Source organism: Streptococcus infantis, assembly GCF_000960085.1.
GTDB lineage: Bacteria > Bacillota > Bacilli > Lactobacillales > Streptococcaceae > Streptococcus > Streptococcus infantis_C.
Genome location: NZ_JYGT01000007.1, coordinates 60,892 through 87,891 on the forward strand (window position 1 = coordinate 60,892; position 27,000 = coordinate 87,891).

The following is a 27,000-nucleotide window of genomic DNA, read 5'->3' on the forward strand; positions in this document are numbered from 1 at the left end:
CTCGCATATAATCGCTTTCAGTATATCATAAAATTGCGACTATTTCAACAATTATCTGAAAATTGTTTATTGAATTGCAATTCAAGCGTGTTCGAAAATTTTTGCTAATTTTTTTGTATTTTCTTATTGACAGCTTCCTCAATTTTTGATAATATAATATTACAAGATAACAAATATATAAATACAAACTCTCGTATGATTATTTTCTTGACTATAGGTCTCCTTATATATAAAAGCGATCCACCACAGTGAACCGCTTTTTTGTTATTTATCTCCTTTGTTACGAATCACAAAGCCTGTCTTCTTCTCGCTTGAAGTATTACGTGGTTTTTTATTATCCTTACGGTAACGTTTTTCCTTCTCAAAGCGGTCGTTCTTGCGACTGCCTTTTTTGAAATCATCACGACGACCATTGCCACGGCGATCACGATCTCGACGGTCGTCACCACGACGGCTACCACGACCAGACTTGCCTTTTGCTCCAAATCCACCACCAGATGGTTTGAATGGTAATGGTTTCTCACGTGCAATTTCAACTTCTGGAAGACTGTCCGGATCCTGAACCGTTAAGCTAAGGATGTACATGGCCAATTCTTCTGGGCTAAATTCAGCTGCCAATTTACGAGCATCTTTTGCGAATTTGTCAAAGTTGCCACGAATAGTTTCATCCGCAAAGTCACGTTCAATCTTCTTCAGCGCAACATGCTTTTTAGCTTGGAAGGCTTCTTCTGCTGTAGCAGGTTTCAAGCCCTTCATGCGTTTCTTGGTCAAGTTTTCGATGATTTGGAGGTAGCCCATCTCATTTGGTGCTACGAAAGTAATGGATTGACCTGACTTCCCAGCACGACCTGTACGACCAATACGGTGAACATAGCTCTCTGGATCTTGTGGAATATCATAGTTGTAAACATGAGTCACACCTGAAATATCCAAGCCACGTGCCGCAACATCTGTTGCAACGAGGACATCAAGATTGCCATTTTTGAAATCACGGAGGACACGAAGACGTTTATTTTGGTCAAGGTCTCCATGAATACCTTCTGCACGGAAACCACGGATCTTAAGACCACGAGTCAACTCATCTACACGACGTTTGGTACGACCAAATACAATCGCAAGTTCAGGTTGCTCCACGTCCATGAGACGAGTCATAGTATCAAATTTTTCTTGTTCTTTGACACGGATATAGTACTGGTCCACCAATTCTGTTGTCAACTCCTTGGCAGCAATCTTCACATGCTCAGGTTCTTTCATAAACTGAACCCCGATACGTTTGATGGCATCTGGCATAGTTGCTGAAAAGAGTAAGGTTTGACGATTTTCTGGGACACGAGAGATGATGGCTTCAATATCCTCAAGGAAGCCCATGTTCAGCATTTCATCTGCTTCGTCAAGGATAAGAGTTTCAATATCTTGTAGTTTCAAGGCCTTGCGTTTGATCAAATCCAGGAGACGACCTGGTGTTCCAACTACGATATGAGCTCCTGATTTAAGTGCCTTGATTTGCTTTTCGATACTTGAACCACCATAAACAGAACGGACTTTTACACCCTTGCTTCTACCAAAGCGGAAAAGTTCTTCCTGACTTTGTACAGCTAGTTCACGGGTTGGTGCAATGACTAAAGCTTGAATGGTTCCTTCTTCTGTACGAATTTTTTCAAGGGTTGGCAAACCAAAGGCTGCAGTTTTCCCTGTACCTGTTTGAGCTTGTCCGATGACATCTTTCCCTTCAAGAGCCAAAGGAATGGTTTGCTCTTGAATAGGACTTGCTTCTACAAATCCTGCTTTTTCGATTTCTGCTAACAAATCCGCAGAAAGATTAAATTCATTAAATTTCACGTTATTCTTCTTTCTAAAGATGGTGCGAAGCCATCCTATAGCGCTTAGTTTATACTTTTCTTGTCATGACGTACTTTCATACCTTTTATGAAAGACCGTGTTGCTTCTTTTCCACTAAAGAAAAGTACTGCTTTTTTGCAACTTATCTAGTATAACACAAGACAGGGGCAAAAGATAGTCTAACCACCTGATTAAATCATGTAAACGATTTTTCTATCTTTTGAAGTCGATTTATCTAAGCATTCTCGAGACTATTTTGTTTGGATATTTTTTCCCGTAGCAGAATTGTGAAAAAATTTTTTTCTTGTGCTAGAATGAAATCAAACAGGAGGATTTAAAAATGTTAACATACGATTTAATTGTCATTGGATTTGGTAAGGCTGGTAAGACGCTTGCTGGGAAACTAGCTTCAGCTGGTAAAAAAGTTGCCCTTATCGAACGCAACAAAGCAATGTACGGTGGAACTTGTATAAACATCGGTTGTATTCCAACTAAAACCTTGTTAGTTGCCGCAGAAAAGGACTTGTCATTTGACGAGGTTATGGCTACAAAAAATACAGTTACTACACGCCTCAATGGTAAAAACTATGCGACTATTGCTGGTACTGGTGTTGATATCATTGATGCTGAAGCACACTTTGTCTCAAACAAGGTTATTGAAATTCAAGCTGGAGATGAAAAACAAGAACTGACTGCTGAAACAATCGTTATCAACACTGGTGCTATTTCAAACGTATTGCCAATTCCAGGTCTTACTACAAGTAAGAACGTCTTTGACTCAACAGGTATCCAAAACTTAGAACAATTACCAGAAAAAATTGGTGTACTTGGTGGAGGAAATATCGGCCTTGAATTTGCAACTCTCTACAACAAACTTGGAAGTAAGGTAACAGTCCTAGATGCTTTGGATACTTTCTTGCCTCGTGTAGAACCTTCAATCGCAGCTCTTGCCAAACAATACTTGGAAGAAGATGGAATTGAACTCCTTCAAAATGTCCGCACTACAGAAATCAAAAACGACGGTGACCAAGTGCTTGTCGTGACCGAGAATGAAACATACCGTTTCGACGCGCTTCTCTACGCAACAGGACGTAAACCAAATGTAGAGCCACTTCAACTTGAAAACACAGACATTGAACTAACTGAACGTGGCGCTATCAAAGTCGACAAACACTGCCAAACAAACGTTCCAGGTGTCTTTGCAGTTGGAGATGTCAACGGTGGACTTCAATTCACCTACATTTCTCTAGATGACTTCCGTGTTGTCTACAGCTATCTTGCTGGTGATGGTAGCTACACACTTGAGGATCGTCTCAATGTACCAAACACCCTCTTCATCACTCCTGCACTTTCACAAGTTGGTTTAACTGAAAGCCAAGCAGCAGATTTGAAACTTCCTTATGCTGTTAAGGAAATCCCTGTTGCAGCTATGCCTCGTGGACATGTAAATGGTGACCTTCGTGGTGCCTTTAAAGCCGTTGTTAATACTGAAACAAAAGAAATTCTCGGCGCTACAATCTTCTCAGAAGGTTCACAAGAAATCATCAATATCATTACTGTTGCTATGGACAACAAGATTCCTTACACTTACTTCACAAAACAGATCTTCACTCACCCAACCTTGGCTGAAAACTTGAATGACTTATTTGCGATTTAGTTTTAAAAATAAAAGCATTTTATAAAAAAATGCTTTTATTTTATCTATATTTATGATATTATTACGTTAATTAATTTAAAAAGGAGGTTTTATAATGCATAAAACACGAAAAATCATTACTCTAGGTCTATCTTGCTTATCTATCCTGACTCTATTTGCTTGTAGCAGTGGAGCAAAGAAAGAAAATAATACTTCAAAAGATGATAAAGTAGAAACTTCTACTAGTAAAAAAGAGACTGAGAAAAAAGATAAATTCGCTATAGGTGATAAAATAACTTTTGATAATGTTGCTGAATATACTATTACTAATGTCGAATGGACTGACGAACGGAACCAATTTGACAAAAGCAATCCAGATAAAGTCTTGAAAGTTACCTATAACGTAACAAACCTTTCTGAAAAGAATTTACCTATTGGATTAGACATGACGCTTTATGTAGGTGGCAAGAAAATGGAATCTTACCCAAATACAAACACTATGGATGCCATTTCTGCAGGTAGATCTATTGAAGGTGCTGTTTCTCATTTTGGAGTCACCGGTGAAGGTGATTTAGAATTAGAAATAAAACCTGCTCTTGATTTTAAATCAAAAGCAGCAATTGTTGCATTTACATTAGAATAACATAAGCAGCCCTCCTTGGGCTGTTTTTCTTTTTCTAAAATCTCAAATCTGTCTTTTTCAGCATTTATGATATAATAGAAACATGAAATTAAAAACTACTTTGGGACTTCTTGCTGGGCGTTCTTCTCATTTTATCTTAAGTCGTCTTGGACGTGGAAGTACGCTCCCTGGAAAACTCGCCCTCCAATTTGATAAAGATATTCTACAAAATATAGCTAAGAACTACGAAATCGTTGTGGTAACTGGTACCAACGGGAAAACCTTGACAACCGCTCTCACTGTCGGTATCCTAAAGGAAATTTATGGTCAAGTTTTGACCAATCCAAGTGGTGCCAACATGATCACAGGGATTACGACGACTTTCTTGACTGCAAAATCTTCAAAAACTGGAAAAAATATTGCAGTGCTTGAAATCGATGAAGCTAGTCTCTCACGTATCTGTGACTACATCCAGCCTAGTCTTTTCGTCATCACCAATATCTTCCGTGATCAGATGGACCGCTACGGTGAGATTTACACAACCTATAACATGATTTTGGACGCTATTCGAAAAGTTCCTACTGCTACTATCCTCCTTAACGGTGACAGTCCACTTTTCTACAAGCCTGCAATTCCAAATCCTGTTCAGTATTTTGGTTTTGATTTGGAAAAAGGTCCAGCAAAACTTGCTCACTACAATACTGAAGGTATTCTCTGCCCAGACTGTCAAAGTATTTTGAAATATGAGCTTAATACTTATGCTAATTTAGGAGCTTATATCTGCGAAAACTGTGGATGTAAACGTCCTGACTTGGGCTACCGTCTGACAGAATTGGTTGAGCTGACCAACAATCGTTCTCGCTTTGTTATTGACGGCCAAGAATACGGTATCCAAATCGGTGGGCTTTATAATATCTACAATGCTCTCGCAGCAGTCGCTATTGCTCGTTACCTTGGAGCTGATTCTCAACTGATTAAACAAGGATTTGACAAGAGTCGTGCAGTTTTTGGGCGCCAAGAAACGTTCCATATCGGTGATAAGGAATGTACACTGGTTCTCATCAAAAATCCTGTCGGTGCAACACAAGCCATTGAAATGATTAAACTCGCTCCTTATCCATTTAGTCTATCTGTTCTCCTCAATGCGAATTATGCAGACGGGATTGATACCAGCTGGATTTGGGATACTGATTTTGAACAAATTACTGACATGGATATCCCAGAAATCAACGCCGGTGGCGTTCGTCATTCTGAAATTGCTCGTCGTCTTCGAGTAACTGGTTATCCAGCTGATAAAATCACTGAAACAAGCAGTCTGGAACAAGTTCTTAAAACGATTGAAGCTCAAGACTGCAAGCATGCTTATATCCTTGCTACTTATACTGCTATGCTGGAATTCCGAGAATTACTAGCCAATCGTCAGCTTGTTAGAAAGGAGATGAACTAATGGTTTATACTTCACTTTCCTCAAAAGACGGTAACTATCCTTACCAGCTAAATATCGCCCACCTCTATGGTAACCTCATGAATACCTACGGAGATAATGGGAATATCCTCATGCTCAAGTATGTAGCTGAAAAGCTGGGTGCTCACGTAACAGTTGACATCGTTTCACTTCATGATGATTTCGATGAAAATCACTACGACATTGCCTTTTTCGGTGGTGGCCAAGACTTTGAACAAAGTATCATTGCTGGTGATTTGCCTGCTAAAAAAGAAAACATCGATAACTTTATCCAAAATGATGGTGTTGTCCTTGCTATCTGCGGTGGTTTCCAACTATTGGGTCAGTACTATATCGAAGCTTCTGGAAGACGTATCGAAGGCTTGGGTGTCATGGGACACTACACACTCAACCAAACCAACAACCGCTTTATCGGTGATATTAAAATTCATAACGAAGAATTTGATGAAACCTACTATGGCTTTGAAAATCACCAAGGCCGTACCTTCCTCTCAGATGACCAAAAACCACTCGGTCAGGTTGTTTACGGAAATGGAAATAATGAAGAAAAAATCGGTGAAGGTGTTCACTATAAAAATGTTTTCGGTTCTTATTTCCACGGACCTATTTTATCCCGTAATGCAAATCTAGCCTACCGTTTGGTCACTACTGCCCTCAAGAAAAAATATGGTCAGGACATTGTCCTTCCAGCTTATGAAGATATCCTTAGCCAAGAAGTTGCTGAAGAATACAGCGATGTGAAAAGTAAGGCAGAATTCAACTAGACTTTCTATTCCAACATGCTATTAGCTGTTGGAATTTTTTTGTAGTCTTTTCCCCTTCTCCCTTGCAATTTCTACTATTTTTTGCAAAAATAGAGGGGTAGAAAGAAGGTAACATATGTCTAAATTACAACAAATTGTAACATATCTCGAATCTGAAAAGTTAGACGTCGCAGTCGTATCTGACCCCGTCACTATCAATTACTTCACTGGTTTTTACAGTGATCCACACGAACGCCAAATGTTCCTCTTTGTCCTTGCTGACCAGGAACCACTTCTCTTCGTTCCAGCCCTTGAGGTTGAGCGTGCAACAAGCACTGTCTCATTCCCAGTTGTTGGTTATGTAGACTCTGAAAACCCTTGGAAGAAAATCCAAAACGCCTTGCCACAGCTTGATTTCAAACGTGTCGCAGTTGAGTTTGATAATCTTATCTTGACTAAATATCACGGTTTAAAATCTGTCTTTGAAACTGCTGAGTTTGAGAACTTAACTCCATTGATCCAACGCATGCGCTTGATCAAATCAGCAGACGAAGTGCAAAAGATGATGGTAGCAGGTGTCTATGCTGATAAGTCTGTTAAAGTTGGTTTTGACAATATCTCTCTTGATAATACGGAAACTGATATCATTGCGCAAATCGATTTTGCCATGAAACGCGAAGGCTATGAAATGAGCTTTGATACTATGGTCTTGACAGGTGATAACGCTGCAAACCCTCATGGTATTCCTGGAGCCAATAAGGTTGAAAACAATGCCCTTCTCCTCTTTGACCTCGGTGTAATGGTGAATGGTTATGCATCAGATATGACTCGTACAGTCGCTGTTGGTAAACCTGACCAATTCAAGAAAGACATTTACAACTTGACTCTTGAAGCCCAGCAAGCTGCCCTTGACTTTATCAAACCTGGTGTGACAGCTCATGAAGTAGACCGAGCAGCTCGGGAAGTGATTGAAAAAGCTGGCTACGGTGAGTACTTCAACCATCGTCTCGGTCATGGTATCGGTATGGACGTCCACGAATTCCCATCTATCATGGAAGGAAATGACATGGTCATCGAAGAAGGCATGTGCTTCTCAGTTGAGCCTGGTATCTACATTCCTGGTAAAGTCGGTGTTCGTATCGAGGACTGCGGTGTTGTGACCAAAGACGGCTTTGACCTCTTTACAAGTACCAGCAAAGATTTGCTTTATTTTGATTAAAAAGTATATTATAAAAAATAAGATGGAAAAGTGAGACTTTTCCATCTTATTTTTTGATTTGATAATAAATTTTATCAGCTATATAACCTTTTCGTTCAACTGCATTTGGAACAGTCTTCCAAAAAGTCATACCTGCTTTTTCCATGACACGTCCAGAAGCGGGATTTAAACTTACATAGCAAGCATCAACTCGTTCAAATCCAATCTTATCCAAACAGTATGATAAGACAGCTTTCAAGGCTTCTGTCATGAGTCCTCGTCCCCAGTAGTCCTGCCCTAAGATATATCCAATCTCACAGCTAGAGTTAGTTTCATCCACACTGACAAGACTAATATCTCCAATGACATGGTCTGAATTTTCTTTGAGACAAATGGCCCATTTGTAATAATCTGGATCGTCATAGGATTTTACCCAATTGCCAATAGAATTTTGAGTTTGTTCAACATTCAGGTGTGGATCCCAAGTCACATAGGTCAGATTTTCTGAGCGTGAAGCCCAATTATCAAACATGGCTTGAGCGTCATCTTCCACAAATCTTCTTAATATCAAACGTTCAGTCTCTATAGTTTGTGTCCCTACTGCTTTCATAATGGTAACTCTCTTTCTATTCTATGGATGGCTTCAAACTTGCATTGAACTTTCTCACTCTCCTATTTCAAGTTATAAAGTGAAAAAGGCCCCCCGGACCTTCTTCGCTTTCTCATTTCTAGGCTCAGGGTAAAAACATCCACTGGAGGTTATTCTTGCTTTCTAATTTTTAGGCAAGAAGGTAAAAAGGTCCCCCGGACCTTTTTACTCCCAAAAGTCATCAAACACTGTGATTGGTAGATGGCGTTTGTGTTGGCCTTTGTACCACCATTTTTCAATGGTTGCTTGGGCTTCTGGGCTTACTTGTTTGCCTTCGAGGTAATCATCAATTTCATTGTAAGTGACTCCCAAGACTACTTCGTCTGCAATACCTGGTTTTTCTTCTTCCAAATCTGCTGTTGGAACTTTTTCATAGAGGGCTGGATCAGCTCCAAGCTCCTTCAAGAGTTGTTTCCCTTGACGTTTATTGAGGCGATAAAGTGGGAGAATATCTGCACCACCATCACCAAATTTAGTAAAGAAACCTGTGATATTTTCCGCAGCATGGTCTGTCCCGATAACAGCTCCGCTATGGGCACCCGCAAGGGCATATTGGGCAATCATACGACTACGAGCCTTGATATTCCCCTTGTTAAAATCGGAAACAGAACTTCCTGTTGCTTCCACTGCTGCCGTCATAGCATCAGCAGATTCCTTGATATTCACTACCAAACTGACATCTGGCTGAATAAAAGCTAGGGCTTTTTGAGCATCTGCTTCATCAGCTTGCACTCCATAAGGCAGGCGAACTGCGATAAATTTATAGCTATCATCACCTGTTTCTGCTCGCATTTCTTCCATAGCTAGTTGGGCAAGACGTCCAGCTAAAGTCGAGTCTTGACCTCCAGAAATACCCAATACAAACGTTTTTAAGAAGGGATGCTTCTTTAAATATCGTTTTAAAAAGTCAATCGAACGACGGATTTCTTCCTGGGCGTCAATCACTGGTTTTACACCTAGTTGCTGGATAATGGTTTCTTGCAAACTCATTCTTCTTCTCCTTCGCCTAGAGCTTCCTTACGCATCTTATCAATCAAGTCCATCTTGTCTTGCCATACGTCACGAGCCAAGTCCACAGGATAGTGTTGTGGATTGAGTACACGTTTGTATTCGTCCCAGAGCTTATCAAATTCCTTACGAGCATAGGCTTGAATTTCAGGCAGACTTGGTAAGTCATAAACCAGCTTACCTTCCTTGAAAATGTCTACCAAGAGAGGAACAGCATCAAAATTACGAACAGTTTTCTTGATGTAAGTATAGGTTGGATGGAACATCTTAATTTCAGTCATACTAGCAACATCGACACCATCATAGGTAATGTAATCACCTTCTGACTTGCCTTTTTCACGGCTGGTGATGCGCCAAACTTGTTTCTTACCTGGTGTTGAAACTTTCTCTGCATTGTTTGAAAGTTTGATGGTATTACGCATATGACCATTCTCGTCTTCAATAGCAACAACCTTGTAAACTGCTCCAAGTGCTGGTTGGTCATAAGCAGTGATGAGTTTAGTACCTACACCCCAGACGTCAATCTTAGCTTTTTGCATCTTGAGGTTAAGGATGGTATTTTCATCAAGATCATTAGATGCATAGATCTTAGCATCCGTAAATCCTGCTTCATCCAGTTGTTGACGAACTTTTTTAGAAATATAAGCAATATCTCCAGAGTCAATGCGGACACCAAGGAAATTAATCTTATCACCAAGTTCACGCGCAACCTGAATCGCTGCTGGAACACCGATGCGAAGAGTATCATAGGTATCTACTAGAAAGACACAGTTTTTGTGCGTTGAGGCATAAGCCTTGAAAGCCTGATAGTCATTTCCATAAACTTGAACTAAAGCATGGGCATGGGTTCCTAAAACCGGAATACCAAAGAGCTTACCTGCACGTACATTACTAGTTCCATTGGCACCACCAATAACAGCCGCACGAGTCCCCCAGATAGCCGCATCCATTTCTTGCGCACGACGTGTTCCGAATTCCATCAAAGGTTCATCATCAATGACTGAACGAATACGAGCTGCCTTGGTCGCAATCAAGGTTTGAAAGTTGACGATGTTCAAGAGAGCTGTTTCAACCAATTGACACTGAGCCAAAGGACCTTCCACTTGAACAATCGGTTCATTGGCAAATACCAAGTCCCCTTCTTGAGCAGAACGTACAGTCAATTCCAACTTTAGATTACGGAGATATTCCAAGAAGGCGCCATGATAGCCAAGTGATTCCAAATAAGCAATATCGCTCTCAGAAAAGCGCAGGTTTTCTAAGTAGGTCACAATTCGTTCCAAACCTGCAAATACAGCATAACCGTTTTTGAAAGGTTGTTGGCGGAAATAAACTTCAAAAACTGCTTTCTTGTTATGAATGCCTTGGTCGAAGTAAACTTGCATCATGTTAATTTGATACAAATCAGTGTGCAAAGTTAAACTGTCATCTGGGTACATATACTGTCCTTCTTCCCTATTTGTAAAAAGATGAAAATGTTTCTTCTTTTCTCATAAATTAGTACTATTATAACACATTTTCTCGATATTGATAAAAAGCTAACAGGCTATTCCATACTCTCTAGCTCATCCATATCTTTTTCATACTTCTTCTGAGCCCATTCACCATAACTTTTCAAACCTAAGTTACCAATAAAGACCCAAGGAAGATAAAGTAGATAGGTAATGATCCAAGCAGACAAGTATTTAACGTTCAGAGGATTGTGCTGATAAATTTCGATATTGAATTGATAATTCTGCAACATCAAAAGAGTCGTAATAGCGAGAGTTACCAGCAAACACCCTATAATTGTAAAATGAAAACGACTATAGTAGTTCACACCCAAATCTCGAGCACGGCCGAAAAAGTAAGAAGTTCCAATAATGATAATGATGAGAATCATTCTCGGATTAAAAAGACTTGGTGCTAATACTGTAATCATATAAGATAAAAGCAAGAAAGCTATAGAGATATAGAAACTTTCAGCTCCCGCTTTATTCATCAGTTGTTCTTCTCTTTCGTCTAGTAAGTGATAATAAAAAAATCTATTTTTCATCTTCTTCCTCCCAAAATAATTGATCTAACGTTTTGCCTAGGCGTCTGCAAATAGACTGGCAAAGGGATAGACTAGGATTATATTTCCCAGCTTCTATCAAGCCGATAGTCTGTCTAGTCACCCCTACAGCTTCTGCCAAGTCACCTTGTGTCAGTTCAAGCTCTACTCGAGCGAGTTTTAATTTTAAATTCTTAGCCACTTCTTACCTCCTCCTTAATTTTAAAAGTCGCGCTTCTTTTTTCAACTTTATTATATCATATATTTTACATTATGCAATATATATCTGTCATTTTGTGCGATTTTTTTAACAAAAAAACTCTACCACTTACATGATAGAGAGTTCTCTGCTTATTCAAATTTTTTCAAAATATCTACAACGTCACTTCTCTGTTTGACTTGATAGGCTTTGATGCCTAATCTTTCAGCCATGTTGGTATTATCTATTACATCATCTAGAAAAATACAATTTGAAGGATCCAACTCATATTTACGGAGGATTTCCTCAAACATTTTTCGATCAGGTTTGATAGCCTTGATATCACAGGAAAGAACAAGCCCATCTAAAATCTTTTCTAGAGGTGCTAGTTGATTTTTCAATAATTCATAAAAAACTGGTGAGGTATTAGATAGGACAAAAATACGATGGCCATTTTCCTTTAAACGTGCAAGAAGCGGAAAGACTTCCGTGTAAATATCGATATAGGCAGGCCAGTTCCAAATGACTTCTTCAACCTTTTTCTGATAGCAATCTCCTAATAGGGAAAGAACCTTATCAACCAATTCTTCCCGAGTCAAGGTCCCCAGGTCCAACCTTTCCCATAGCCCCGACTGAAAAATAGCCTTGTCTAATATCAGATAATCTTTCTGAGTTTTAGCTACAGCTTTCAAAATCTTATCCTTGTTCCATTCCAGTAGAACATTACCCATATCCAGTATAATATCCATCAACCTGCCTCCATTATTATGTGACCAATCACTTTACTTCATTCCTAATTTTAATTTATAAATCTTTTTGATAATAGTGCCTTTGTCCAGTACAGGGATAGTCTTTTAAGGTAAAGACTTCCTGGTAACCATGTTTCTGATAGAAGGCTGGCGCTTGAAACTGATACGTATTCACAAAAGCGTACCGACAATTTCTCTTCTTAGCTTCACTTTCTGCTCGTTGCAATAGTTGGGAGCCGATTCCTTGTCCTCGCAAGTCTTCTTTCACAAATAAATACTCAATTTCTAGCCAATTTCCAAAGGTCTCTGCTACTAAACCAGCCAGGAGTTCACCGCTATCATCTTCAACATAAAGGTTAAGTGGCTCACTTTCAGCTGTTTCCCTTTTGGAACGATTATAAGAGCGAACCAACTCTCCGATTTTTTGCGCTTTCTGAGATTCTGTATCTTCCAATCGAATGTGCATCAAACCCTCCTCAAAGACACTTACGCCTTGATTATATTCCTATTTTAAATAACTGTCAAACTAGAAAGCTCACCAACCTGAGTTGATGAGCTTCTGACTTATTTTCTAAACTTCCATTGGCTGTAAATACCAAAAGCAACAATCCAGATTGCTGAACCTCTAGCTCCCATTACAGTTGATTCTTGTAAAAAGAGAGTTCCAAACACAAAGATAAAGAAGAGCATGGTCAGAGGATTTAGCAAGCGATATTGAGGCATGAGATAACCATCTGCCATAAAGTCCTTAGACTTACGATATTTGAGATGGGCTACCATGATCAAGATGTAGATAGCGATATAAACACCTGATGAAGAAGCTGTAATCAAAGCAAAGGCATCTGATACGCCAGGAAGTACATTGATGAAGGCAGCAAAACCAATCAATACGGCAGAAGCAATGATTGCATTCTGAGGAACGTTGTGGCGTGAGAGGGTATCTGCCTTAATAGCTTTCAAGAAACGATTGGGTGAATCATGGGCAATCTGATACAAGTGACGACCTGTTGAGTAAAGGGTTGAATTCAATGCTGACGCTGCTGAAGTCAAGACAACAAAGTTAATCAAAGCAGCCGCCCACTTAAGACCAACAAGTTCAAATACCGTTACAAATGGTGAATCTGCTGCAGAAAGCTCACGCCAAGGAATAATAGACATAATAGCTAAGAGTGCTCCACCGTAGAAGAAGATAATTCGCAAAGGAATTTCCTTAACAGCCTTAGGCAATACTTTTCTTGGATCCTTAGTTTCAGATGTGGTAACACCGATAAATTCAATCATCAAGTAGGCAAAGAAAACCATCTGGAAGGCCATGACAAAGTTCATACCACCATTTGGGAAAAGGGAGAAATGCTCGCTGATATTTGTCAGGCTTGCTGAACCATAAGGAGTTTCAAAGCCGGTCAAAACCATAAAAACACCTGTCGCAATCATGGCAAGAATAGCCACAATTTTAATCATGGCAAACCAAAATTCTACTTCACCAAAGATTTTAACGGCAATCAAATTAACCAGTCCTAAAATTGTTAGAAAGACAACCTGAATCAACCAAGATGGCCAGGATGGAAACCAAAACTGAACATAGTGCGAGATGGCTGTAATCTCAGCCATTCCGATAAAGACCACCGATAACCAATAAGACCAAACTGAGAAATAGCCCCAGCCCTTACCTAGATAACGAGTAATAAAATTGATAAAGGTATGTTGCTCTGGGTCCTGGTACAACATCTCTCCGATAGCTCGCATCATGAGATACATAAAACCACCCGTAATCATATAGACAAGGACAATCGAAGGTCCCGTTAAACTGATAGAGCGACCAGCTCCCAAAAATAGTCCAGTCCCGATTGTTCCCGCAATGGCCATAACTTGAACGTGGCGGTTTGTTAATCCACGTTCCATTTTACTTTTCTTTTTATGTTTATTTTCTGAATTCATCTAGTCTCCTCAAGTTTTTAGAATGAAGAAAAGGAGTGATAGGAAGCGCTTTCCCTGTATCTACTCCTTCTTTTTTACCCTATTAAACTGTTTTTTCAACTTTTAAAATTTTAACGTCATAGCTTCCAGCAGGTGTTTCGATTGTAGCGATATCACCTGTTTTCTTACCAATCAAGGCTTGACCGATTGGGCTTTCGTTTGATACTTTTCCTGCGAAGGCATCTGCACCAGCTGAACCAACGATAATGTAAACTTCTTCTTCGTCTTCTCCAACTTCTTGGATAGTTACAGTTTTTCCGATAGCAACTTCATCTTGCGCAACTGCATCGCTATTCACGATTTCTGCATAACGAATTTTTGTTTCCAAGCTTGAGATTTGTCCTTCAACAAAGGCTTGTTCGTCCTTAGCTGCTTCATACTCACTATTTTCTGACAAATCACCGTATGAACGAGCAATCTTGATACGTTCTACGACTTCTGGACGACGTACTAATTTTAATTCTTCTAATTCTTTTTCGAGTTTTTCCTTTTCTTCCAATGTCATTGGATAAGTTTTTTCTACCATTTTTCTCAACTTTCTTTTGATTGTTTCAATAAAATTTACTTTCTTAAAGCAAAATTATGTGGAAAACCACATAATTTTAGTTTGTGCTATTTGATTTGTTTAATTTACCATTGATATGTTCTTGAACATTTTTGTCATGTTCTTCCAATGTTGTGGCAAAGTAAACTTTACCATCTTGAACATTGGCCACAAAGTATAGATAATCACTCTTTGTTTGATTGATACTTGATTCGATAGCATCTAAACTCGGGCTATCAACTGGTCCAGGCATAAGACCTACTTTTGTATAGACATTGTATGGTGAATCAATTGATGTATCAATAGCTGCATCATCAGCAAGACTGATTTTTTGACCAAGTTTTCCTTCTGCATAAAGGATAGCAATATTACTTTGAAGTGGCATATTTTGGTTCAAGCGATTGTAGAAAATTCCCGCAATCAACTTACGATCCTCTGTTTTTGCTCCTTCTTTTTCTACAAGTGAAGCAATCGTTAAGAGCTCATTTACTGTTAAGTTCTTTTCTTTGATAGTAGTATAATGTGTAGTTAAACTTTTGTCCATAGCAGCTAACATTTCATCAATTAAACTTTCAACAGTCGTACCTTCTTTAATACTATATGTTGCAGGGAAAAGATAACCCTCTAAACGATATCGAACACCACTATCTTTTGTAGGTAAACTTTCGAGAAGATTTGGATATTTTGCAACCTCTTGAGCAATAAAGTTTTCATCTTGAACTTTTGCCTTAAAGGCATCTGCTGTTAATGGTTCTTTAAAATCACCTTGAAGTTGTCCAACAGCTTGTGCAATTTGCTCAAGCGTATAACCTTCTGGAATAGTTAAATTTGCAAATACTACTTCTTGAGGCTCTGGAGTCCCACCAACTTGCAAGGCTTTAATTAATTCATCAGTGCTCATACTCTTCTGCAAATTATAAAAACCTGACTTTAATTCTGTATAATTTTTATATTTTACATATAAAGTAAAAAGCATACCATGCTTAACTAGGCCAGATTTTTCTAATATTGAACCAATTTCCTGAGTATTAGAACCATTTGGAATCTGAACCTTTACAAATTGTTTAGATGATGGATCTACAGGTTGCAAGGCCGATTCTGCATAACGAAGACCAAAGAAACCACCTACACTGAATAAAATCAGTAATAGAAATACTGTCACTAAACATCCTTTTAAGTGAGATTTTTTCTTTTTCTTGGTTGGTTTCACAGACTCTCTACGACTTCTTCTAGGAAGTTCTGCAGTTTCAGTTTCAACATCCGCATGATTTTCATTCGCGAACTCTTCTTTGCTAGATGAAAAGCTTACAGTTTCAGTTGCTTCTGGAGAAGCATCTTGAGTTTTGTAAGAAACTGAAACCCTAGTTGGAATCGAATGTTTTTCTTCTTTTTCTGAGATTGTTTGAGGTGACTCAACTACCTCTTCAGGAGTTTCTTCTGTATCAGTTGAACGTGGAGGAACAACTGGTGCATTATCAATTAACTGATCAACAGCTGAAATTGATTGTGCAATTAATTCTTCTTCAGAAATACCTGGTTCTTTTTTTTCTGGAGTTGATTCAGAAGAATCTGCTAAAGCTGAAAAAAGGTCGTCAGTTTGTTCCGCCCCATTTGCCTCTTTTTTTAGTCGTTCTAAATCGCGTAAAATTTGCTCTTTAAAACTTAACTTTTCTTCTTCATTTGAATTTTCGCTCAAAGGTATTTACCTCCTTGTTGATAATCCATAATATTATATCTTAAAAACTAGAGAAAAGCAACCTTATAAGCTTTTCTACTATTAATTCTTATTTTCCCAGACCATATCATACCATTCTTCTCCCGCAAATTGGGACTTAGACTTACCTTCATTGACAAAACCATGCTTCTCATAGTAATCAATAAGGTAGTCATGGCAGGTCAAATTAATTCCCTCTCGCTCATGCTTAAGAGCTACCTCTTTCAAGGCTGCCAGTAGTTTTCTTCCCAGCCCTAAGGATTGAGCCTTCTTTGCAACAGACAAACATGTAACAGATATATAACCACCTGCTCTATGACTGTGATCTTGTATGTCCTCTGTGAAGGACTGATCTTGTAAATAGCGATGAGGAACCACTGGCCCTTCAATATAACCGAGTATCTCTCCATCTTTTTCGGCCACTAAAAAACTAGTCTTAATCTCTTTTAGATGAGCTTCAAAAACAGATCGAGGTATGGCTTCCTCAATTGAAAAATTCTCTAATTCAATCTCTAAAATACGGTCTAAATCGCTAAATCTAGCTTGTCGAATAATCATATTTCCTCCTGATAATAGGGATTTTGCCAATGCATGAGAAAGGCAAACTCACTGCTCCTTTCTCCTTCTATAATCCCTTGTTCCACAAATCCATTCATTTCAAAGTAGGCTAGCAATTCATCCTCACAAAGAAGATAAATACCGGGACTATTTTGTTGAAGAACAACTTGTTTGAAGGCTGCTAGCAATAAGGTTCCAAATCCTTGCCTCTGATAATCCGGATGAACAGATAAATCAGCAATCACATAATTTCTATCACTGATAAGTTCTACATTTGCCAACTCTTCTATCCATCTGATTAGTGAGGAATTAGCAAGATCTGTTCCTAGGATATAAGCAATTACCACATCATCAAGACTAGCTAAGAGAAACGTATCCGCATGACTGCGGATACGTTCTTCTATCATTTTTCTATTTGTTATTTCTCGAGAACCTGCTGTGCAATTAGAAATCAAGCAAATTTGTTCCATATCTGAATGCGTGGCTTCTCGAATTTTAATTGGAAATTCCATCTTGTTCCTTACTGAACATTATTTGTCAAATTTGACAAGAGACGTTCGAATGAGTATTCATATGATTGAATGTCACCTGCTCCCATAAAGACGTATACAGCATTGTCATGGTCTAAGAGCGGAGACACATTTTCAACAGTGATAACTTGATGTTTTTTATCAATCTTGGCTGCTAAATCCTCAACCTTAACATCACCATGGTCAACTTCACGAGCAGATCCATAGATTTGTGCTAGGTAAACTGCGTCAGCCTGGTTCAAAGCTTGTGCAAAATCATCCAACAAAGCAATTGTACGAGTAAAGGTATGCGGTTGGAAAATAGCAACGATTTCCTTGCTTGGGTATTTTTGACGTGCAGCATCTAGAGTTGCGATAATTTCAGTTGGGTGATGCGCAAAATCATCGATGATAACAGTATCATTGACAATTTTTTCTGTAAAGCGACGTTTCACCCCACCAAAAGTCTTCAAGTGTTCACGCACTAGATTCAAGTCAAAACCAGCAGTATAAAGCAAACCAATCACTGCAGTAGCATTCATGATATTGTGGCGTCCGAAAGTTGGAATGTGGAATTGACCTAACTCTTGACCACGGAAGTGAACGGTGAAGGTTGAACCTGTAGTAGAACGAAGCAAGTCACTGGCTACAAAGTCATTGTTTTCTGCTTCAAAACCATAATAGTAAATTGGAGCATCAGATGTAATCTTACGCAACTCAGCATCTTCACCATAGACAAACAAACCTTTGCTGATTTGTTTTGCATAATCATTGAAGGCGTTGAAAACATCTTCTAAGCTTGTGAAGTAGTCAGGGTGGTCAAAGTCGATGTTGGTAATGATAGAGTATTCTGGGTGATATGGCATGAAATGGCGCTCGTACTCGTCTGACTCAAAGACAAAATACTTGGCATTTTCAGAGCCACGACCTGTACCATCTCCAATTAGATAGCTAGTATCAGTAATGTGTGACAAGACGTGAGAAAGCATCCCGGTTGTTGAAGTCTTACCGTGTGCACCAGCAACTCCCATGCTGATAAAGTCACGCATAAAACTACCAAGAAACTCATGATAACGTTTATAACTTAGACCATTCTTGTCTGCATAGGCGATTTCAACGTTGTTATCTGGACGAAAGGCATTCCCAGCGATAATTTCTAAATCACCCTGAAGATTTTTCTCATCGAAAGGTAAAATTTTAATCCCTGCTTGCTCTAGTCCACGTTGGGTAAAGTAATATTTTTCAACATCAGATCCTTGGACCTTGTGCCCCATTTGGTGCAACATCAAAGCCAAGGCACTCATTCCTGATCCTTTAATTCCGATAAAATGATAGGTTTTTGCCATCTTTTTCCCCTTTACTCTGTCATATTTGTCAAGTTCAACTCTTGAGCAATTTTACGTTCTTTTTCTGTTTGATTTACTTTTTTGTTATAAATCTGGCTTTTCTTTAGAAAATCATAATTATTTTTCTTTGGTCCCAGATGCTCTTCTTTACTTGTTTGTTGCATCTGTGGAGCTATTTCAGCCAAAATATAATGGCTTTGTTTTAGTTTGTCACTATATTTGGTAAGCTCACCTGGATTTTCCTTTTGGAAAGGAGCTGTTGGCTGACTTGCTTGCCTTACTACATTATTTGAAGATTTATAGCGTTTTGTAAAACTAACATCTTGGGTCAAATACTTTGCTGAACGTTTTCGTTTCAAATCAGCTCTGGCTTCTTCACGAGCAAGTTCAGCGTAGGTTTTTTCCTTTTTTTCAGTCAATTTCTCTGGTGCCTTAGTCGGTGACTCTTTTTCAGTAGTAATTGGTGACCATTCCAAGTAGTTTTTATCTTGGTAGTCTCCCTTAATGTTACTAATGAGATCCGACTCATCATATAAATTCATAAACGGCATCTCTGTCAGCATAATTTCATCATCTGACACTATTGGAAATCGTTCTAGCTTCATTTTTATTTCCTTTCAATACTCCATTATAGCGTAAAGTCTTGATTTTTCAAGTCTTGGCTTCAGAAATTCCTAATATTTCTTGAATTTCAGAAAGTGTCAGACTTCCACGAGACTCTGTTCCGTCCAAGACTTCTGAGACCAGATTTTTTTTCTCTTCCTGTAACTCTTGAATTTTCTCTTCGATTGTTCCACGAGTTACTAGTCGATAAACTTCAACAGCTTGTTCTTGTCCCATACGATGAGCTCTTCCAATAGCCTGTGATTCAACTGCTGGATTCCACCATAAGTCGACCAGAATAACTGTGTCAGCACCAGTAAGATTGAGACCAACACCACCAGCTTTTAGAGAAATCAAAAATACATCGCGCTCACCTTGGTTAAAGGCCTTGGTCATTTCTTGACGCTCCTGTGATGGTGTAGAGCCAGTAATCTTAAAGAATGTTAAACCAAGTTTAGGCAGTTCCTCTTCGATGTGGTCAAGCATCCCCCTAAATTGGGAGAAGATGAGTACACGATGATTTCCCTCAGCAATTTGACTTAGTAGATCTCGTAAACTATCAAGTTTCCCGCTATCTCCCTTATAATCCTCCATAAATAGGGCTGGAGTATCACAAATCTGGCGAAGACGCATGAGTCCTGTTAGAATTTCAACTCGATTTCGTTGAAATTCTGCAGCTGTCACATGCTCTATACGTTCTTGCATCTGTTGTAGTTGAGCTAGATAGATCGCCTTTTGCTGATCTTCCAGTTCATTTTTATAAACGACTTCTATCAGGTCAGGCAATTCAGTTAAGACTTCTTCTTTTTTACGACGCATGACAAATGGTTTTATAAACTGAGCCACTCTCTCAGCTGGTAATTTCATAAAGTCTTTTTTTGCTGGCAAAAGTCCAGGTAAGACTATTTGAAAAATAGACCACAATTCGCCAAGGTTATTTTCAATCAGTGTTCCAGATAGAGCAAAAACTGATGGTACCACAAACTTTCTCAACGTTTTCGCAATTTTAGTCTGGGCATTTTTCATCACCTGAGCTTCATCTAGAAATAGAAAGTCAAAAGATAAATCCTGATAAATCTCGCTATCTTGCCTGAAAGTAGCATAACTGGTCACATAAATCTGATGTTTTTCTGCTAAAATAGTCTCGCGATAAGGCTTCAATCCATGCACAACAACCACATCCAAATTCGGTGCAAATTTTTGAAACTCATCGGCCCAATTATAGATGAGACCCGATGGAGCAAGAATCAAGACTTGACTGTTTTCTTGAAGCTGGCTACTCAGAAAGGCAATAGCTTGTAAGGTCTTGCCAAGTCCCATATCATCCGCTAAAATCCCACCAAAACCATAATGGTGAAGCATTTGAAGCCATTGAATCCCCTTTTTCTGATAATCTCTGAGATCAGCTTTGATATTCAGAGCTGTCATCGGAAAATCCTCTGGATGCGTCAAATCGTGCGCCAAATGCCTAAATTCTTCGGTAAATGTTACTTGGTCTTGATCCTTAAAAAGATGAGAAAGGGTATAAGCCAAAGATTTGCGTGCATGGAAAGAATCACTCTCTATCTCTCCAATTCCCAAATCATCTAAATCCTGACGAATACGTTTGGTCTCTTCATCAAAATAATAGACCTGATTAGATGAGCTAATATAATAGTCCTGCTTGGCAACAAGAGCTTTCATTGCTCGATTGATTTCTTCTTGATCTATATCTTGAAAATCAAATTGAATTTCTAAAAGACTCCCCTTGGATGAGATATGAATTTGAGGTTTCTGAACCTGATAAAGATTTTGCAAACTCTCAGAAATCTGTAATTCTCCTAGTGCTTCAAAGGCTGGTAATACTTCCTGAAAGAACGTATGGACTGATTCGGCTTTCAAACTCTGACGCCATGAACGGAAATCTGCTTCAAATCCAGCAGATAAAGCCAACTGAAAAATCTGTTTTTCTAGTTGAATATCACTCGCAAAAGGGAGGTTCTCTAGTTCATTTCGAGTAGTTACTAAGCAAGTTTCATATTGGAACTGCATATCTAAACGAATAGATCCGTCCTCTTCTCGTTCCATGTAGAAAGAGGGACGAAAAGATTGGATGTGAAGCGAGTCAGGTGCCTCTACTTTTCCGAGTTCTTTAAACTGGAACAGAGTCGAAGCTAAGAGATCTCGATCACTACAATCAAACTGTAAAATCTTTCTACCACTATGATCTAAAGGAACTTTTCTAAGCGCATCTAACAAACTAGCCTGTTTTTTCATCATCAGGAAAAAATTCCCCTTGGAGAATAACACTTGTCCTCTGTAAAAGAAATTAAGTCCTGCCTGTTCGAAAATTTCCATTTCAAAATAGTTGGATTTTTCTTCAATTCTAAATGAAAATAAACCTGCTTGGCCATCAAAGTCTCGGAAAAGAAGATGATGATATGTCGAAAGTTGGTGGTCAAACTGAAAGGCATCTAATCCCATCAGTAGGCTAGCACCCTGCTCAAAAAAGGTCTTAGGGAAATAGAGGTGTCGCCCTTGATTTTGGAAAAAAGTAGGATTGTCTGTTTTCTCCTCAACCAAGCCTAGCAAGAAATTCAAAACATCTTGACCGGCTCTATCAAATTGCTCAAGTTTTAATGATGACTCGTAATGTTTTCCAATCATGTAGGGTTTGGTAACTTCTATGACTTTTAAGAAAAGAGGGATATCCCTAATCACATAAAACTTTTCTTGCTTAGAAAGACCAATTCTTAAGGTCCAGATAATACGATTAGTTCCTGCTTCTACCTGACCCTGTGCAGAAAGCTGATAGAGGTCAGACTGACTAGGTGCTTGGATAGACTCCAAGAATTTTCCTCCGAAAGTCACTTGTGTCTCAACAGTTTCTTTTTCTTCCTGATTAGCCTCTAGATTGAGTAAGATTTCTTGCCCTAGTTGGTCATTTTTTAGGTAATATTCCAATGCCGCCAAATGAACACAGTAACCTCTTTTTTTGAAAAAAGCACAGGTACAAAAAATCAAATCATCATCCAAACTATAGCGAATTTCTTCATCTGCTACACGCGCATAGATGCGATGGTCTTGTTCTTTGATGATTTCAATCTGACCAGTTTCGTAGAGTTCTACTCCCTCCATTCGAAGCTTTCCTGGAATCAATTTAGCCATAGTTTCCCCTTTACTTTATCTCTTAATTATACCACATTTCTGCCTATGAAAATAGCCTTCTAGGAGTACTTTTCTCCTAAAAGGCTAGTTTTTTAATGATTTGAAAAAGTGGTAATGATTCGTTGACAAACTTCTTCCAAGACAGATGTAGGCATGGCTACATTTAAGCGAGCATGGAGAGCTCCTTCTTCACCAAAGTCCAGGCCTCTGTTCAGGATAACCTTGGCTTCGTCTCTCAAGAGTTTTCTTAGTTCTTCATCGCTAATATCATAGGCTGAAAAATCAAGCCAAATGAGATAGGTCCCTTGAGGTTTCATGACATTGATTTTAGTTTCTTTACCAAATACATCCACTACATCATTGATATGCTTCTCGATCAGTTCTTTAAGTTCTGCTAACCAATCTTCCCCATAGCGATAGGCTGCTTCTGTTGCCAAATATCCCAAACCTGAGATTTCATGTTGATTATTAGCAAGCTGGCGTTTTTGGAAAGCAACTCTTAACTTTGGATTCTCGATGATAGCGTAAGAATTCTTGGTTCCTGCAATGTTGAAAGTTTTGGTGGCACTACTTAAAATGAGTGAAAATTCTTTGAAGGCTTCATTTACCGTATTGAATGACTGATGCTTGTTTCCAAACAAGGCCAAGTCTTGGTGGATCTCATCAGATACTAGCAAAACGCCATGTTTTTGACAAAGTTGTCCAATCTTCTCTAAGACTTCCTTCTCCCAAACACGTCCACCAGGATTATGAGGGTTGCAGAGAACGTAAAGTTTCACATCCTCTTCAACAAAGTCTTTCTCTAATTGATCAAAATCAATCTCAAAAAGTCCGTCTTTTTCTACTAGAGAGTTGGTGATTAGTCTACGATTATTGAGCTTAATACTGCGAGCAAAAGGAGGATATACTGGTGTGTTAATGAGCACTGCTTGGCCTTCCTTGGTAAAGGCTTGAATGGCTGTTGAAATAGCTGGTACTACCCCTTCGATAAAGACTAGGGCATCCTTATCAAAGCGATAACCATGGTGTTTTTCCTCCCAGTTTTGAACGGCTTCAATCAATCCATCACTAGCATAGGTATAGCCATAGACTAATTGCTCTGCATAGTCATGGACTGTCTGACGAATCTCAGGTAACACCTCAAAGTCCATATCAGCAATCCAGGCTGGCAATACTTGACGGTCAGTCTCAGCTTCTTTCCATTTGTAGGTATGATGTCCAAAACGATTGGGCAAGGTCGTAAAATCATATTTTCCCATAGTCTTATCCTTCCAAGGCTTGACGCAAGTCTTCAATCAAATCTCTCGCATCCTCAATACCAATAGACAAGCGCAAGAGGTCATCTGTCAATCCATAAGAATGACGAACCTCTGCAGGAATGTCTGCATGGGTTTGAGTAGTTGGGTAGGTAATCAGACTTTCAACCCCACCCAAACTTTCAGCAAAAGAGAACACTTTCAAGGTATTTAAGATATGAGGAATACGCTTCTCATCAGCTACTTTAAAGGAAATCATCCCCCCACGTCCTGTATACAAGACTTCTTTGACAGCAGGCGATTGTTCTAGAAAGGCTACGATTTCTTGAGCATTAGCTGTTGAGCGCTCCATACGGAGTGACAAAGTTTTAAGCCCACGAATCAATTGATAACTATCAAATGGTGACAAAACAGCCCCTGTTGTGTTGAGATTGTAAAAGAGTTTTTCGTATAAATCCGCACTATCTGTCACAACCACACCAGCTAGAACATCATTATGACCTGCAAGATATTTTGTTGCTGAATGAAGGACGATATCTGCTCCGTCTTCAATTGGACGTTGATAGATTGGACTGTAGAAGGTATTATCAACGACAACTTTAGCACCTTTAGCATGAGCTAATGTTGATAATTTTTCAATATCAAATTCCAACATCAAAGGGTTGGTTGGTGTTTCGATATAAAGTACATCCACATCCTTTTCTAGCTCAGCAATCAACTCTTCTTCTGTGTTGGCATAAGTAAAGTGGAAACGTCCTTCCTGTTCCACTTGATTGAACCAACGGAAAGAACCACCGTAAAGGTCACGAACAGCCAAAACCTTACTTCCTACTGGAAAGACACTAAAGGCCAACACAATCGCAGACATACCTGAACTAGTCGCTAAAGCATATTTGGCTGATTCAATAGCTGCCAAGACTTCCTCTGCCTTGCTACGAGTTGGGTTTTTGGTGCGGGTATAGTCAAATCCCGTTGATTGACCAAATTCTGGGTGCTGATAAGTCGTTGAAAAGTGAATAGGTGTAACCAAAGCACCTGTTGCTTCATCAGACTTGATCCCTGCTTGTGCTAAAATTGTGTTGATGTGAAATGATTTACTCATACAATACCTCCAAATCTATACTAACTATTGTACCACTTATTTCCATCTACTCATTTTCTTGTTTTCAAGAGCTAGTTATAGTTTCAAACTATATAAAAAACGATAACCTTTTCTAAAGTTATCGTTTTTCTGTTAAAACTCATTATTTAACGTGTTTGGCAAGATCTTCTTGGGCTTTTTTGTTAGATTCTTCTTTTTCTTTCAACCATTTTTGTCTAGCTTCTTCATACTCAGCTGTTGTGACAATCTTATCTTGCAACTTAACATATTTGTAGGACTCAACACCCTTGTTACCCGCTTGAGAGAAGGCAGCAGAGAATGGAACTGTTTTTCTGATTCCTGGTGTTCCACCAAGAGATACGTTTGGAAGTGTGAGAGAGCTATCCACCAACCAAGCTTGTGCTTCAGCGTATTTGTCATAACGTTTGGTCAAATCTTGTTCAGCATTGGCTTCTTCTAGCATCTTAGTGTAGGTATCCAAGCCAACCGCAGTTGCTTTAGCATTACTTTCACCAGGTTCTAAGCCAAGGTTTTGCAATGAACCACCATTTGTAAGGTTAAGTGTATCAAGATAAGTTGATGGATCCTGGTAGTCAGGGCTCCAACCACCATTGTAGAGGTCATAGTCTTTTTGAGCCGCTGTATTGGCAAGGTAACCGATGCTATCCATTTCTTCTGTAGTCAGCATTTGAATATCGATAACGACATTATCTGCACCCAAAACAGACTCGATAGATTGTTTGAAGGAACTTGCCTCTTGGACACCCTTCTTATATGATTGGTCTACTGGCAAGTCAAGGTGAATAGGGAATTGAACGCCCTTAGCTTCCAATTCTTTCTTGGCTTGTGCAAAAGTTTCTTTAGCCTTATCACCATTATAGTAGGCATCTTGTGCATCCGCAAAGTTCACATTTTGCCATACTTGGCCGTAGTTAACCATCTTAGAAGCTACGACATCCCCAAAATCTTTTCCATCAAGTGTTACAAATGAAGGTGGAACAAGCAAGTTTCTGATAATCTTAGTTGCTCCCTCTTCCCCTTGTGACTGAGCCCCATAAGCTTTACGGTCATAGGCAAAGTTAATGGCTTGACGGAATGATTTGTTCAAGACGGCTTCTTGTTGGGCTGTCTTTTCAGCATCTGTCGTTTTTGATGTGTGGTTATAAGATTTTCGATCTAGGTTAAAGTTATAATAGTAGGATGTTGCACTCTGCATGCTGTAGATAATATTATCCTTGTATTTCTCTTGCACACCTGCGAAACTTGAACTATTTGGATAGAGACGTGCAAAACTATAGACACCTTCGCTAAAGTTACGAACGAGCGCATCTTGATCACTTCCATCATAGTAAGTCAACTTGACATCATCTACGAATACATTTTTTGCATCCCAATAGTTTGGATTTTTCTTGTATTCAAGTACAGATTTAGATGTGAATGATTTGAGGATGAATGGACCATTATACAAGATATTTGCTGGATCCACTTTACCAAAATCATCCCCTTTTGAGTTCAAGAAGTCAGCATTTACTGGAAATAGAATAGTTGCAGTTGTTTTTGAATTCCAATAAGGTTCTGGTTGAGTCAAAGTATATTGAACAGTTTGGTCATCAATAGCCTTAACTCCAACTGTTGAAAAGTCTGTTGTTTTCCCACTAACGTAGTCAGCCAGACCAGCAACAGAATCTTGCACTAAATACAAGGCTTCTGAATTTTTATCTGCAGCATATTTCAAACCTGTCACAAAATCTTGTGCTGTTACAGGCGCATACTCATCACCATCTGCTGTGTACCATTTGGCGTCCTTACGAAGTTTGTATGTATAAGTCAAACCATCTTGGGAAACAGACCAATCTTCTGCCAATGAAGGAATGTAGTTCCCATATTGGTCATTTTCCATCAAGCCATCTACCAAGTTTGTAACAACATCACCTGTTGTTGCACGATTTTCTACTAGATAGTTAAGACTGGAAGGATCGTTACTGTATACATAATTGTAAGTCTTTGTAGAACTAGCTGAACTACCACAAGCAGTTAATAGTAAACCAGCACTTAAGACGACGCCTGCCAGCGTCAGATATTTTGCCTTAGACTTTTTCATCTC

24 protein-coding genes are annotated in these 27,000 nt (G+C 39.0%); 5 read left to right on the forward strand and 19 right to left on the reverse strand.

Going from position 1 to position 27,000, the window contains the following annotated elements; all coding sequences use genetic code 11:
- Positions 1 to 264 precede the first annotated feature (264 nt).
- Positions 265 to 1,839 carry a DEAD/DEAH box helicase gene (locus tag TZ94_RS03030; protein WP_045613987.1) on the reverse strand — a complete coding sequence of 525 codons (1,575 nt, stop codon included), beginning with the start codon at positions 1,837 to 1,839 and terminating at the stop codon, positions 265 to 267.
- 340 nt (positions 1,840 to 2,179) lie between these two features.
- On the opposite strand from TZ94_RS03030, the gene TZ94_RS03035 reads away from it, so the two are divergent.
- From TZ94_RS03035 to TZ94_RS03055, 5 genes are all read left to right on the forward strand, one after another.
- Positions 2,180 to 3,496 (forward strand): FAD-containing oxidoreductase, encoded by a 1,317-nt coding sequence (locus TZ94_RS03035; RefSeq protein ID WP_045613989.1) that lies wholly within the window; start codon positions 2,180 to 2,182, stop codon positions 3,494 to 3,496.
- 94 nt (positions 3,497 to 3,590) lie between these two features.
- Entirely contained in the window at positions 3,591 to 4,118 is a 528-nt protein-coding gene (locus tag TZ94_RS03040; RefSeq protein WP_045613991.1) for a hypothetical protein, read from the forward strand.
- 82 nt (positions 4,119 to 4,200) lie between these two features.
- Positions 4,201 to 5,544: a lipid II isoglutaminyl synthase subunit MurT gene (gene murT / locus TZ94_RS03045; RefSeq protein ID WP_045613992.1), complete on the forward strand. Its 1,344-nt coding sequence runs from the start codon at positions 4,201 to 4,203 to the stop codon at positions 5,542 to 5,544.
- The gene (gene gatD, locus TZ94_RS03050; RefSeq protein ID WP_045613993.1) at positions 5,544 to 6,326 is read left to right on the forward strand and encodes a lipid II isoglutaminyl synthase subunit GatD; all 783 of its coding nucleotides are present in this window, start codon (positions 5,544 to 5,546) and stop codon (positions 6,324 to 6,326) included. Before murT ends, gatD begins: the two co-directional genes overlap by 1 nt.
- Before the next feature lie 115 nt (positions 6,327 to 6,441).
- Entirely contained in the window at positions 6,442 to 7,524 is a 1,083-nt protein-coding gene (locus tag TZ94_RS03055) for a M24 family metallopeptidase (RefSeq protein ID WP_045613995.1), read from the forward strand.
- A 46-nt stretch (positions 7,525 to 7,570) separates the two neighbouring features.
- On the opposite strand, the gene TZ94_RS03060 is transcribed toward TZ94_RS03055, so the two are convergent.
- The 18 genes from TZ94_RS03060 to TZ94_RS03145 form a co-directional block, all read right to left on the reverse strand.
- Positions 7,571 to 8,113 carry a GNAT family N-acetyltransferase gene (locus TZ94_RS03060; RefSeq protein ID WP_045613997.1) on the reverse strand — a complete coding sequence of 181 codons (543 nt, stop codon included), beginning with the start codon at positions 8,111 to 8,113 and terminating at the stop codon, positions 7,571 to 7,573.
- 204 nt (positions 8,114 to 8,317) lie between these two features.
- Complete coding sequence (nadE, locus tag TZ94_RS03065; RefSeq protein ID WP_045613999.1) at positions 8,318 to 9,142, reverse strand: ammonia-dependent NAD(+) synthetase; 825 nt, start codon at positions 9,140 to 9,142, stop codon at positions 8,318 to 8,320.
- Entirely contained in the window at positions 9,139 to 10,599 is a 1,461-nt protein-coding gene (locus TZ94_RS03070) for a nicotinate phosphoribosyltransferase (protein WP_045614001.1), read from the reverse strand. The genes nadE and TZ94_RS03070 overlap by 4 nt, the downstream gene beginning before the upstream one ends.
- Before the next feature lie 107 nt (positions 10,600 to 10,706).
- Positions 10,707 to 11,195 (reverse strand): DUF6773 family protein, encoded by a 489-nt coding sequence (locus tag TZ94_RS03075; protein ID WP_045614003.1) that lies wholly within the window; start codon positions 11,193 to 11,195, stop codon positions 10,707 to 10,709.
- Entirely contained in the window at positions 11,185 to 11,394 is a 210-nt protein-coding gene (locus tag TZ94_RS03080; RefSeq protein ID WP_045614005.1) for a helix-turn-helix transcriptional regulator, read from the reverse strand. The genes TZ94_RS03075 and TZ94_RS03080 overlap by 11 nt, the downstream gene beginning before the upstream one ends.
- 149 nt (positions 11,395 to 11,543) lie before the next feature.
- Positions 11,544 to 12,140 carry an HAD family hydrolase gene (locus tag TZ94_RS03085; protein WP_045614006.1) on the reverse strand — a complete coding sequence of 199 codons (597 nt, stop codon included), beginning with the start codon at positions 12,138 to 12,140 and terminating at the stop codon, positions 11,544 to 11,546.
- 55 nt (positions 12,141 to 12,195) lie between these two features.
- Positions 12,196 to 12,606, reverse strand: a complete 411-nt coding sequence (locus tag TZ94_RS03090) for a GNAT family N-acetyltransferase (RefSeq protein ID WP_052689731.1) — start codon at positions 12,604 to 12,606, stop codon at positions 12,196 to 12,198.
- A 98-nt stretch (positions 12,607 to 12,704) separates the two neighbouring features.
- A complete protein-coding gene (locus tag TZ94_RS03095; RefSeq protein ID WP_045614007.1) occupies positions 12,705 to 14,078 on the reverse strand; it encodes an amino acid permease in 1,374 nt (457 codons plus the stop codon).
- An 82-nt stretch (positions 14,079 to 14,160) separates the two neighbouring features.
- The gene (gene greA, locus TZ94_RS03100; RefSeq protein ID WP_004252406.1) at positions 14,161 to 14,643 is read right to left on the reverse strand and encodes a transcription elongation factor GreA; all 483 of its coding nucleotides are present in this window, start codon (positions 14,641 to 14,643) and stop codon (positions 14,161 to 14,163) included.
- Between the two features lie 76 nt (positions 14,644 to 14,719).
- Entirely contained in the window at positions 14,720 to 16,363 is a 1,644-nt protein-coding gene (gene mltG / locus TZ94_RS03105; protein ID WP_241767279.1) for an endolytic transglycosylase MltG, read from the reverse strand.
- Between the two features lie 75 nt (positions 16,364 to 16,438).
- A complete protein-coding gene (locus TZ94_RS03110) occupies positions 16,439 to 16,933 on the reverse strand; it encodes a GNAT family N-acetyltransferase (protein WP_045614009.1) in 495 nt (164 codons plus the stop codon).
- Positions 16,930 to 17,340 carry a GNAT family N-acetyltransferase gene (locus tag TZ94_RS03115; protein WP_241767276.1) on the reverse strand — a complete coding sequence of 137 codons (411 nt, stop codon included), beginning with the start codon at positions 17,338 to 17,340 and terminating at the stop codon, positions 16,930 to 16,932. The genes TZ94_RS03110 and TZ94_RS03115 overlap by 4 nt, the downstream gene beginning before the upstream one ends.
- A 113-nt stretch (positions 17,341 to 17,453) precedes the next feature.
- Entirely contained in the window at positions 17,454 to 18,788 is a 1,335-nt protein-coding gene (murC, locus tag TZ94_RS03120) for a UDP-N-acetylmuramate--L-alanine ligase (RefSeq protein ID WP_045614013.1), read from the reverse strand.
- Between the two features lie 11 nt (positions 18,789 to 18,799).
- Entirely contained in the window at positions 18,800 to 19,393 is a 594-nt protein-coding gene (locus TZ94_RS03125; protein WP_045614015.1) for a hypothetical protein, read from the reverse strand.
- A gap of 46 nt (positions 19,394 to 19,439) precedes the next feature.
- Entirely contained in the window at positions 19,440 to 22,538 is a 3,099-nt protein-coding gene (locus TZ94_RS03130; protein WP_045614017.1) for a DEAD/DEAH box helicase, read from the reverse strand.
- Positions 22,539 to 22,630: 92 nt separating this feature from the next.
- Positions 22,631 to 23,797, reverse strand: a complete 1,167-nt coding sequence (locus TZ94_RS03135; protein WP_045614019.1) for a MalY/PatB family protein — start codon at positions 23,795 to 23,797, stop codon at positions 22,631 to 22,633.
- Between the two features lie 4 nt (positions 23,798 to 23,801).
- The gene (locus tag TZ94_RS03140; protein WP_045614020.1) at positions 23,802 to 24,896 is read right to left on the reverse strand and encodes a cystathionine gamma-synthase; all 1,095 of its coding nucleotides are present in this window, start codon (positions 24,894 to 24,896) and stop codon (positions 23,802 to 23,804) included.
- A 142-nt stretch (positions 24,897 to 25,038) separates the two neighbouring features.
- Positions 25,039 to 26,997 carry a peptide ABC transporter substrate-binding protein gene (locus TZ94_RS03145; RefSeq protein WP_045614022.1) on the reverse strand — a complete coding sequence of 653 codons (1,959 nt, stop codon included), beginning with the start codon at positions 26,995 to 26,997 and terminating at the stop codon, positions 25,039 to 25,041.
- Positions 26,998 to 27,000: the final 3 nt, after the last annotated feature.